Origin of the sequence: Streptomyces sp. NPDC005485 (genome assembly GCF_040606085.1) — a bacterium.
Classification (GTDB): Bacteria; Actinomycetota; Actinomycetes; order Streptomycetales; family Streptomycetaceae; genus Streptomyces.
In genome coordinates this window covers 46,761-57,618 of sequence record NZ_JBEXDZ010000050.1, presented here as the reverse complement: position 1 = coordinate 57,618, position 10,858 = coordinate 46,761, and the positions used below count along the sequence as shown (strand labels likewise).

Genomic DNA, 10,858 nt, shown 5'->3' with positions numbered 1-10,858 from the left:
GCATCGGCCGCGCCTGCGCGCTGCGGCTCGCCGCCGCCGGGGCCAAGGTGAGAGCGGTGGACCGGGACGCCGACGGCCTGGAGCGACTCGCCGAGCAGGCCCAGGGCCTCGCGGGCACCGTCGAGCCCAAGGTCCTCGACCTCACCGACCTCGACGCCGCGGAACTCGCCGCCGCGGGGACCGACGTGCTCGTGAACAACGCCGGACTGCAACTGGTGCGCCCTCTGGAGGAGTTCCCGCCCGAGGTCTTCCACACCGTGCTGACCGTGATGCTGGAGGCGCCGTTCCGGCTCATCCGCGGGGCCCTGCCCCACATGTACGGCCAGGGATGGGGCCGCATCGTCAACGTCTCCTCGGTGCATGGGCTGCGCGCCTCGGCTTTCAAGTCGGCCTATGTGGCCGCGAAACATGGTCTTGAAGGGCTGTCGAAGACCGCTGCCCTGGAAGGCGCTCCCCATGGAGTCACCTCGAACTGTGTGAACCCCGCCTATGTGCGCACCCCGCTGGTCGAGCGGCAGCTCGCCGACCAGGCCCACGCCCACGACATCCCCCGGGAGCGGGTCCTGTCCGAGGTACTGCTGCAGGACAGCGCGGTCAAGCGGCTCATCGAACCGGACGAGGTCGCCGAGGCGGTCGCCTACCTGTGCGGTCCACAGGCATCGTTCATCACCGGCACCTCGCTCGTGCTCGACGGTGGCTGGACGGCGCACTGAGCACCCGGTGAACCCTCGACACCGAAGTTGTCCACAGGGCTGGCGGTGCCGGCCCGACGACAGGTAATCCTGTGAGCATGTCCCGCGATCAAGTGCAGCCCGCCGAGCGCTCCAGCCGCAGCGCCGAGGCGCCGTTCCTGGAGCTCCTGGCCAGGGGCGCGTCCGCCGAGGCGTACGAGCAGCCCGTGCTGCTCGCCCGCCTCAAGGAGCAGCCGCCCCAGCGCATCGCCGCGCTCGAACACGCCAAGGAGCTCGCGCTGCGCGTGCGCTCGGAGATAGAGGGCCGCAGGCGCCGCGAGGCCGAGCTGTCCGCCCTCTTCGAGACCGCCCACGACCTGGCGGGCCTGCGCGACCTGGACGCCGTACTCAAGGCGATCGTGCAGCGGGCCCGGTCGCTGCTGAGCACGGACATCGCCTACCTCAGCCTGAACGACGCCGACCGGGGTGACACCTACATGCGGGTCACCGAGGGGTCGGTCGCGGCACGCTTCCAGCAACTGCGGCTGGGCATGGGGGAGGGCCTCGGCGGACTCGTCGCCCAGACCGCCCGCCCCTACGTCACCGACGACTACTTCAAGGACGACCGCTTCCAGCACACCCGGACGATCGACGCGGGCGTGCACGACGAGGGCCTGGTGGCGATCCTCGGCGTCCCGCTCATGATCGGCCACCACGTCATCGGGGTGCTGTTCGCCGCGGACCGCCGTGCGCGGGTCTTCGAGCGGGAGGAGATCGCACTCCTCGGCTCGTTCGCCGCCCTGGCCGCGGCGGCCATCGACACCGCGAACTGGCTGGCGGAGACCCGCTCCGCCCTCGACCGCCTGGCCGGTGCCAACGAGATCATCCGGGACCGCAGCGCCGTGATCGAACGCGCGTCGGACGTCCACGACCGGCTCGCCGAGCTCGTGCTGCGCGGCGGTGGCGTCCACGACGTCGCCGCGGCCGTCTCCGAAAGCCTCGACGGCACGGTGCGGTTCACCGAGACGACCGACGCCCCAGGCACCGCTCTGGAGGCGTCCCGTGCCGAAGGCCACGCCGTGCGCCACCGGGACGACTGGGTGGCCGCAGTGTCCGCCGGAGGCGAACTGCTCGGTGCGCTCGTGCTGCGCGGCCATCCGGGGCTCGATCCCGTCGACCAACGCACACTGGAACGCGCCGCGATGGTCACCTCGCTGCTCCTGCTCGCCCGACGCTCGGCCGCCGAGGCCGAACAACGGGTGCGCGGGGAGTTGCTGGACGACCTGCTGGACGCGCGCGACCGTGACCCGCGCCTGCTGCGGGAACGGGCGGCCCGGCTGGACGCCGACCTCGACGCCACGCACGTGGTGCTGGCCGCCCGCCTGGAGGGTGCGGCCTGCGACGCCGACCAGGAAGCCGCGGCGCGCCGGCGGCTGTGGTCCGCCGCCTCCCATCTCGCCGCGACCCGGCACGGACTGGCCGCGGCCCGCGACGGCGGCACCGTCCTGCTGCTGCCCCTGGTCCGCGACGACACCGCCACGGATCTGGCCCGCCGTACCGCACGACAACTGGGCACCGCGGTCCACGAAGCGGTCACCGTCGGAGCCTCCGCACCCGTCGGCGACCTCGCCGCCCGCCCGGACGTCGTGGCCGCCGCGTATGCGGAGGGACAGCGCTGCCTGGAAGCGCTGCGTCTGCTCGGTCGCGCCGGCGATGGCGCCGCCGCCGAGGACTTCGGGTTCCTGGGGCTGCTGCTCGCCGGGGACCGGGACATCTCCGGGTTCGTCGAGCGCACCATCGGACAGGTGGTCGCCTACGACGAACGGCGCGGTACCGACCTGCTGCGCACGGTCGACGCCTACTTCAGGTCCGGCATGAGCCCCGCACGGACCAAGGACGACCTGCACGTGCATGTGAACACCGTCGCCCAGCGTCTGGAGCGGGTGGGCCGCCTGCTCGGCGAGGACTGGCAGAGCCCGGCCCGCGCGCTGGAGATCCAACTCGCGCTGCGGTTGCACCGGTTGTCGTCCGCGGGCCGGCACTGATCCCCGTACGCCGGAGCGTACGGGGATCAGCGGGGGAGAGCCGTGGGGCGCCGGTCAGGCGGTGTGCGCGTCCGCCGTCGGGGCCGCCACCGGCCGCGCGTCGGTGGTGCTGTCCACCTCGGCCAGGTCGCGGTGGCGGGTTTCCTTGGCGACTCCCACCGCGATGAGCGTCACCACGACCGCCGCGATCACGTACAGGGCGATCGGCGTCGAGCTGTCGTAGTCGGCGAGCAGCGCGGTGGCGATGAGCGGAGCCGGGGCGCCCGCCGCGACCGAGGCGAACTGGGCGCCGATGGAGGCACCGGAGTAGCGCATCCGCGTGGCGAACATCTCGGAGAAGAAGGCGGCCTGAGGGGCGTACATCGCGCCGTGCAGCACCAGACCCACGGTCACGGCGAGGACCAGGTTCCCGAAGCCGCCGGTGTCGATGAGCGAGAAGAACGGGAACATCCACAGGCCGACTCCCGCCGCGCCCAACAGATACACCGGCCGACGCCCGACCCGGTCCGAGAGGGCGCCCCAGGCCGGAATGACCGCGAAGTGCACGGCGGACGCGATGAGCACCGCGTTGAGCGCCGTCTGCTTGGAGACCCCGGCCGACGTGGTGGCGTAGACCAGAATGAACGCGGTGATCACGTAGTAGCTGATGTTCTCGGCCATGCGGGCGCCCATCGCGATCAGGATGTCCCGCCAGTGGTTGCGCAGCACGGACACCACGGGCAACTTCTCCGCCTCGGCGCCCTGCGTGGCCTTCCGGGCCTCGGCCTGCGCCAACGCCTGCTTGAAAACGGGCGATTCATCGACAGAGAGACGTATCCACAAGCCGACGATCACGAGCAGGCCCGAGAGCAGGAACGGGATGCGCCAGCCCCAGGACGTGAAGGACGCGTCGGACAGAGTGGCGGTGAGCAGCGACAGAACGCCGGTCGCGAGCAACTGTCCGGCGGGCGCCCCGGTCTGCGGCCACGATGCCCAGAACCCGCGCCGCCTGGCGTCCCCGTGCTCGGAGACCAGCAGTACGGCGCCGCCCCACTCGCCGCCGAGCGCGAAGCCCTGCACCAGTCGCAGCGCGGTGAGCAGCACGGGCGCGGCCGCGCCGACGGTCGCGTGGGTGGGCAGCAGACCGATCGCGAACGTCGCCCCTCCCATCATCAGCAGGCTCAGGACCAGCAGCTTCTTGCGGCCGAGCCGGTCGCCGTAGTGCCCGAAGACGAGCGCGCCCAGCGGCCGTGCGGCGAAGCCCACCGCGTACGTCAGGAACGACAGCAGCGTGCCGACCAGCGGGTCGGAGTCCGGGAAGAACAGTTTGTTGAAGACGAGTGCCGCGGCCGAGCCGTACAGGAAGAAGTCGTACCACTCGATGGTGGTGCCGATGAGGCTGGCGGCGACTATGCGCTTCAGGTTCACGGACGTCGGGGGAGCGGCTGCTGCGGAGGCCATGTGCACCACTTCCAGGTGTTCGGTGGGGACGTGTATGTGTCGGCACACGCTAGGAACACGCAGGTCGGGCGCACATGTGTTGGGACTACATAGTTCGGCGGTGGTGTGTGCGGTCGGCCCCCATGCTCGCGTCCCGGGCCGCCGCCACGCGCCGCACCCGGTGGTCCGCTCAGCTGTGCTCTGCGTCGGACTCCGTGGCCTCCGACTGTGCACTTCCCGCCACTGATCGCGACGACGCGGGGCCTCCCTCCGTTTCTGTCCTGGTTCTGCGGGCACCCGCACGTGGCGGTCCCGCTGGACGCGGTGAACCAGGAGCGGCCTGCAGGGGAGACGGTCATGGAGTGGTTGCGAAGGGCGGCTTGCGCGGAGATGGATCCCGAGCTGTTCTTCCCGGTCGGAACCACGGGGCCCGCGCTGCGGGACGAGCGGGAGGCGAAGCAGATCTGCGCCCGCTGCCCGGTGGTCGGTGAGTGCCTGGACTGGGCCCTCACGAGTGGACAGGCCTTCGGGGTGTGGGGCGGAACCTGCGAGGAGGAGCGCTCCGCGATGCGGCGATACGCCCTCGACACCGGGCGGGGCGGGCGCTGACGCCGACCGCCCGTCCCGGCAGGGCCCCGCCCTCACCCCAACGGGAGGGCGAGGCCCTGTACTTCCTGGTGCGTGCGTGCGTGCGTGCGTGCGTGCGTGCGTGCCGCTGTGCGCCGTACGACGTTCACGTCACGCATTCCGCCGGCTCGGGCTCAGGTGGGTCCCGGGCCTCCGCTGCCGAAGGAACCGTTGTTGCCCTCGTCCCACCGGGGCCGCTTCTTCGAGGGGCTCGGCCGGGAACTGATGTTGCCGTGGGCCTTCAGGCGGTGCGGTGTCAGGCGGTCGCCGCTGCGGGGCACCTCGTCGGGCTCCCGGTACTCCCGGATCTCCGATACCGGGCCGTCCTCGGGGAGGCGAGGCTGCTCCTCCGGGCGGGGCGGGGCCGGCTCCCGGCGCCGGACCCGGATCCCGAGCCTGACCGCCCAGATCAGACCCGCGACGACGATCACGCCGGCTATGAGCGGAGCGATCCCGAGGAAGCCAAGAGATGCGGCGATTTCCGTGCTCAGTGCAGTCATCCGAGGCGAGTACCCGGGGACGCGCTGTCCACCCCCGTAGGGAATCCGCGGTCGATCCTCCGGTCTCTTCTCTGTTCCGGGCTCAGAACCGCGACGGAAACGGGGTCCGTTTACTCTCGGTGAGCAGGCGGCGGGCGAAGTCGTTGAAGGCGACGGCGGTCCGGGCGTGCCGATCGATGATCGCGGCGATCTCGGGGCGGACCCTCTCGGGCCGGCGGCCGGCGATCCACTCACGCAGGAAGACCTCGGGGTCCGCATCGCCGCGTACGTCGTCGAGCACGTGGTAGCGGAGCAGATGGGTCGCGGTGAGCGAGCGGTCGTAGACGAGATGGTTCGAGAGGAACTCGGCCTCGCCCCCTGAGAGTTCGAAGCGGGAGCTGAGGGCGAGTCCGAAGTCGGCGAAGTAGAGCAGTCGGCCATCGGTCAGGATGTTGTGGAAGTGGGCGTCGAAATGGACGAGCCCGTGTGCGCTCATGAAGGCGGTTGCGCGCACCAGGGACTCCTCCACCCACGGGTAGGCCGAGCTGCCTCCGTCCTGCGGCACGGCCCCCCGACGGTCATCCAGCCATGCGGCCAGCGTCTGCGGCACGTGTTCCAGGAAGAGCACCAGGCAGGCTGACGAGCGGCCGATGGCCTCCAGTCGTTCGCGTACGGCCTGGGAACCCTCCCAGTGAGCGACCGCGCCTTCGATGCCCCCGAACGCGTCGGCGAAGCCTTCCGGAGGGGCGGCGGGCAGGATGCGCCAGTGGTACATCAGCGGAAAGCCCGCGTAGGCGTTCCCGAGGACCCAGTGGGTGGTCATGGTGTGCACGGCCAGTTCACGCCAAGCGCCGAACCCCGCCGACCCCACCCCGTACTGATAGAACATCGGCAGACCGAAGAGATTCGCCGTCGACCGCACGTTCTCCGGCTGCAACTCCAGGTCCGTCAGGGGCACTTGCTTGACGAAGACGCGCGTCCCGTCGATGTCCAGCTCGGCCGACCGGCCCCCGATGCCCGACCCGAGAGGCACGGCCGCGGCGACGACCTCGCCGAGCCGGCGGTCGCTCAGCAGGGACAAGTGCGCGGCTACCGTTCCATGGGCGGCGAGACGCGCGACATGCCGTGGGTCTGGGGGATGCATCGACGGCTCCTCGGCGGCCTGAACCAGGACTTCGGTGATCTCGCGAACGCGCTCGACCCTATCCGTCGGGTCGTCCCGGCGAGGCACCGCATGACCGGCGTCGGGGCGACGCGCACGGTGCCCGCCGAGGGAGAGACGTCCGCTGTCGGCACCCTCGCGTGGTGCCCGCCGGCTGGGTGGGGCGCCGGCGAGCGGTCCGCTTTTCGGGTGCCGTGAGAGGGGAACTCGATCAACCGTCCCGTGCCGTTTCGCGCCCAGGAGGCCGACGTGACCGATTCCCAGCACACTCAACAGAACCCGACGACACAGCACCCCCAGCCCGACTTTCCCGAGCAGGAGCAGCCGCACCCGGGCTGGACCGGGCCCATGGACCCGCCCCCCGATCACGGCGAGGAGTCCTACCGCGGCAGTGGCCGTCTGGAGGGCCGCAAGACCGTGGTGACCGGCGGCGACTCCGGTATCGGGCGCGCGGTGGCGCTGGCCTTCGCCCGTGAAGGGGCCGACGTGCTGTTCACCTACCTCAAGGAGGAGGCGGACGACGCGCGGGAGACCTCCCGGCTGGTCGAGGACGCGGGCCGCAAGGCGGTCGCCGTCCCCTGCGACATACGCGAGGAGGACAACTGCCGCGAGCTGATCGAGCGTGCGGTCGCGGAGTTCGGGCGCATCGACGTCCTGGTGAACAACGCGGCGTACCAGATGTCGCAGCCGGACGGGATAGAAGCGATCTCAACAGAGCAGTTCGACAGGGTCATGCGCACCAACGTGTACGGGATGTTCTGGCTGACGAAGTTCGCGCTGCCGCACATCCCGGAGGGCGGCAGCGTCATCAACTCCACGTCGGTGCAGGCGTACAAGCCCAGTCCGCATCTGCTGGACTACGCCACGACGAAGGGCGCGATCGTGACCTTCACCCAGGGGCTGGCGCAGATGCTCGTCGAGCGCGGCATCCGCGTCAACGCGGTGGCGCCCGGGCCGGTGTGGACACCCCTGATCCCGGCGACGATGCCCGACACCGTCGAGTTCGGCAAGCAGGCCCCTCTCGGCCGCCCCGCGCAGCCCGCCGAACTCGCCCCGGCCTACGTCTACTTGGCCTCCCAGGAGGCGAGCTTCGTCACGGCGGAGATCCTCAACGCGACCGGCGGCACGCCACTGCCGTAGGAGCCGCCCGTTTGCCGACAAGCCGTCCGGACCCCGCTCGTGACGACCGTGCGCACCCCCTTTACGTGGCTGTCATGTCCCTGTAGCTTCCGCGCCGCAAGAGTTTTCAGGAAGTTACCGGTTCTTCTTGCAGATCTTGGGTGTCAAGTCCCTTTCCTGCGGCCCGTATCGGAGTTGCCATGAGACGCACGCCACCACGCCTGCCAAGACGCCCGCTGGTGGTGTTCGTGGCTGCAGCCGGACTGCTCGGACTGGTCGCGGCGCCTGTGACCAAGGGTTCCGCACCGATGGAACCGATGGAGACGACGGCCGCGACCTCCAACACGGCGACCGTCTTCTACTACACGAAGACCAAGAACTGGCCTGCCACGTACCTGCATTACGCGCCGGACGGCGGTTCCTGGACCACCGTGCCCGGTACGCGGATGGAATCGGCCTGCACGGACTGGGTGAAGAAGACGGTCGACCTCGGCTCGGCCGCCGGACTGCAGGCCACCTTCAACAACGGCAGCGGCACCTGGGACAACAACGGCGGCAGCAACTACGCCCTGGGCACCGGCACCATCACCGTCAAGGACGGCGTGATCGCCCACAGCGACCCGTGCGCCGACAGCGGAACGGGCAGCGGCAACCAGGCCACGGTCTACTACTCGACCACGACCTCCGGCTGGACCACCGCCAACATCCACTACGCGCCCGCCGGCGGGTCCTGGACGACCGCGCCCGGCGTCGGCATGGAGGCGGCCTGCACCGGCTGGTGGAAGAAGACCCTCGACATCGGTACGGCGACCTCGCTGAAAGCCGCCTTCAACAACGGCAACGGCGTGTGGGACAACAACAACAGCGCCGACTACAGCATCCCGACCGGCACCACGACCGTGAAGGACCGGACGCTCACCAAGGACGCCACCGACCCCTGCGCCGCCGAGGAGCCGGACACGCAGGCTCCGACCGCGCCCGCCCACGTCACCGCGAGCGCCACCAACACGTCGGTCGTGGTGAGCTGGGATGCGGCAAGTGACGACACGGGCGTCACCAAGTACCAGGTCACCCGCACCGGCGGCACCCGGGGCACGGTCGTCACCGATATCGGCTCAACGGTGTACTCCGACACGGGACTTGAGGAGAAGACCGCTTACACGTACACCGTGAAGGCCGTCGACGCTGCCGGGAACACCTCGCCCGCATCGGCCGCGGCGACCGCCACGACCGGCGAGAAGGCACCCGCGCCGACGTCCGGCACGCCGCTGGGTACCGACCCGCGCAAGGACCCGATCTACTTCGTGCTCACCGCCCGCTTCTACGACGGTGACCGTTCCAACAACCGCGGCGGCAGCCAGGACGTGAAGTCGGGCAACGCGGCGAACAACGACCCCATGTTCCGCGGGGACTTCAAGGGCCTGGTGAACAAGCTCGACTACATCAAGGGGCTCGGCTTCTCGGCCGTCTGGATCACCCCGGTCGTCCTCAACCGCTCGGACTACGACTACCACGGGTACCACGGCTACGACTTCTACAAGGTCGACCCGCGCCTGGAGTCCGCCGGCGCCTCCTACCAGGACCTGATCAACGCGGCCCACGCCAAGGGGATGAAGATCTACCAGGACGTGGTCTACAACCACAGTTCCCGCTGGGGCGCCAAGGGCCTGTTCACGCCTACCGTGTACGGCGTGCGCGATTCCCAGTGGAGCTGGTACTACGACGAGAAGAACGAGGGCTTCGAGTACGACGGCCTGACCGTCGAGCCCAAGTCCGGGAAGTCGTACTACAACGGCGACCTGTGGTCCACGGCCGAACCGTCCGGCAACACCTGTGTCAACTGGGGCAAGCCGACCGGTGCCAAGAGCGCCGAGGGTTACACGCTCTACAACTGTCAGTGGCCCAGCCCCACGTCGGGCATGTTCCCGAAGACGTACTACCACCAGTGCTGGATCGGGAACTGGGAGGGTGAGGACTCGCGGTCCTGCTGGCTGCACGAGGACCTGGCCGACTTCAACACGGAATCGACACCCGTGCAGAACTACCTCATCGGCGCCTACGACAAGTACATCGACATGGGCGTCGACGGCTTCCGCATCGACACCGCCGTGCACATTCCGCGCGTCACCTGGAACCGCCGCTTCCTGCCCGCCATTTACGACCGCGTCACCCAGAAGTTCGGCACGGACGCCGCCAAGAACTTCTTCGTCTTCGGCGAGGTCGGCGCGTTCGTCAACGACAAGTGGAACCGCGGCTCGGTCAACCACTCGGCGCAGTTCTTCACCTGGAAGGAGCGCAAGGAGTACAGCGCGGACGACGCGACAGCGGCCATCGAGCAGTACAACTACGAGGAGCAACTCGGCACCGGAAACCAGCCGACGTCGACGAACGCCTTCCTCAGTGGGAACAGCTACCACACACCGGACCACAGCCAGTTCTCCGGCATGAACATCATCGACATGCGCATGCACATGAACTTCGGCGACGCGCAGAACGCCTACAGCAACGGCAAGGACTCCGACGACTCCGTCAACGACGCCACGTACAACGTCGTCTACGTCGACAGCCACGACTACGGCCCGAACAAGTCCAGCACCCGCTACAGCGGAGGCACCGACGCCTGGGCCGAGAACATGGCGCTGATGTGGACCTTCCGCGGTATCCCCACGCTCTACTACGGCTCGGAGATCGAGTTCCAGAAGGGCAAGCAGATCGACTGCGGCCCGACCTGCCCGCTGGCGTCCACCGGGCGTGCCTACTACGGCGATCACCTCGCCGGGTCCGTCACGGCCTCCGACTTCGGGACGGTGGACTCGGCGAGCGGAGAGGTCGCCACGACGCTGGCCCAGCCCCTGGTCAAGCACCTCCAGCGGCTGAACCGTATCCGCAGGGCGATCCCGGCCCTGCAAATGGGCCAGTACTCCACCGACGGCGTCAGCGGTTCGATAGCCTTCAAGCGCCGCTACACCAGCGGGAGTACGGACAGCTTCGCACTCGTCACGGTCACCGGCGACGCGACGTACACCGGCATCCCGAACGGCACCTACACGGACGCCGTCACCGGTGATGCGAAGACCGTCTCCAACGGCACGCTGTCCGTGGCGGCACCGGGCAAGGGCAACCTGCGGGTGTACGTGCTGAACGGTCCCGGCAGGATCGGGACCGCCGGACCGTACCTGAAGTAGGGCGCGGCGAGAGGCCCCCGGGCCCGGGAGCGTGTTCGCGCTCCCGGGCCCGAGGGCCTGACCTGATTGGCGCTTTCGAGTCGGTACACGCCCGCCCGCTGCCATGTTCAATCGCTCGTATCGGGCCATCGGCGGACGGCCCGCCCGTCAG

General features: G+C 69.6%; 8 protein-coding genes. 5 read left to right on the top strand and 3 right to left on the bottom strand.

Annotated elements, in window-relative coordinates; all coding sequences use genetic code 11:
• Positions 1-2: 2 nt before the first annotated feature.
• Complete coding sequence (locus ABZS97_RS18950) at positions 3-713, top strand: 3-hydroxybutyrate dehydrogenase (RefSeq protein ID WP_356139239.1); 711 nt, start codon at positions 3-5, stop codon at positions 711-713.
• A gap of 77 nt (positions 714-790) precedes the next feature.
• A complete protein-coding gene (locus ABZS97_RS18945; protein ID WP_356139237.1) occupies positions 791-2,716 on the top strand; it encodes a GAF domain-containing protein in 1,926 nt (641 codons plus the stop codon).
• 54 nt (positions 2,717-2,770) lie between these two features.
• Here ABZS97_RS18945 and ABZS97_RS18940 read toward each other — a convergent pair whose 3' ends face one another.
• A complete protein-coding gene (locus ABZS97_RS18940) occupies positions 2,771-4,156 on the bottom strand; it encodes an MFS transporter (protein WP_356139235.1) in 1,386 nt (461 codons plus the stop codon).
• Positions 4,157-4,492: 336 nt separating this feature from the next.
• Between ABZS97_RS18940 and ABZS97_RS18935 the strand changes: the two genes are divergently transcribed.
• Positions 4,493-4,744, top strand: coding sequence for a WhiB family transcriptional regulator (locus ABZS97_RS18935; protein ID WP_356139233.1), 252 nt, complete (start codon positions 4,493-4,495; stop codon positions 4,742-4,744).
• A gap of 152 nt (positions 4,745-4,896) precedes the next feature.
• Here ABZS97_RS18935 and ABZS97_RS18930 read toward each other — a convergent pair whose 3' ends face one another.
• The gene (locus tag ABZS97_RS18930) at positions 4,897-5,262 is read right to left on the bottom strand and encodes a DUF6479 family protein (protein ID WP_356139231.1); all 366 of its coding nucleotides are present in this window, start codon (positions 5,260-5,262) and stop codon (positions 4,897-4,899) included.
• Positions 5,263-5,344: 82 nt separating this feature from the next.
• Positions 5,345-6,385: a protein kinase family protein gene (locus ABZS97_RS18925; RefSeq protein ID WP_356139229.1), complete on the bottom strand. Its 1,041-nt coding sequence runs from the start codon at positions 6,383-6,385 to the stop codon at positions 5,345-5,347.
• Between the two features lie 267 nt (positions 6,386-6,652).
• Between ABZS97_RS18925 and ABZS97_RS18920 the strand changes: the two genes are divergently transcribed.
• Both ABZS97_RS18920 and ABZS97_RS18915 read left to right on the top strand, forming a co-directional pair.
• Positions 6,653-7,543, top strand: coding sequence for an SDR family oxidoreductase (locus ABZS97_RS18920; protein WP_356139227.1), 891 nt, complete (start codon positions 6,653-6,655; stop codon positions 7,541-7,543).
• 179 nt (positions 7,544-7,722) lie between these two features.
• Complete coding sequence (locus ABZS97_RS18915) at positions 7,723-10,707, top strand: carbohydrate binding domain-containing protein (RefSeq protein WP_356139225.1); 2,985 nt, start codon at positions 7,723-7,725, stop codon at positions 10,705-10,707.
• Positions 10,708-10,858 lie beyond the last annotated feature (151 nt).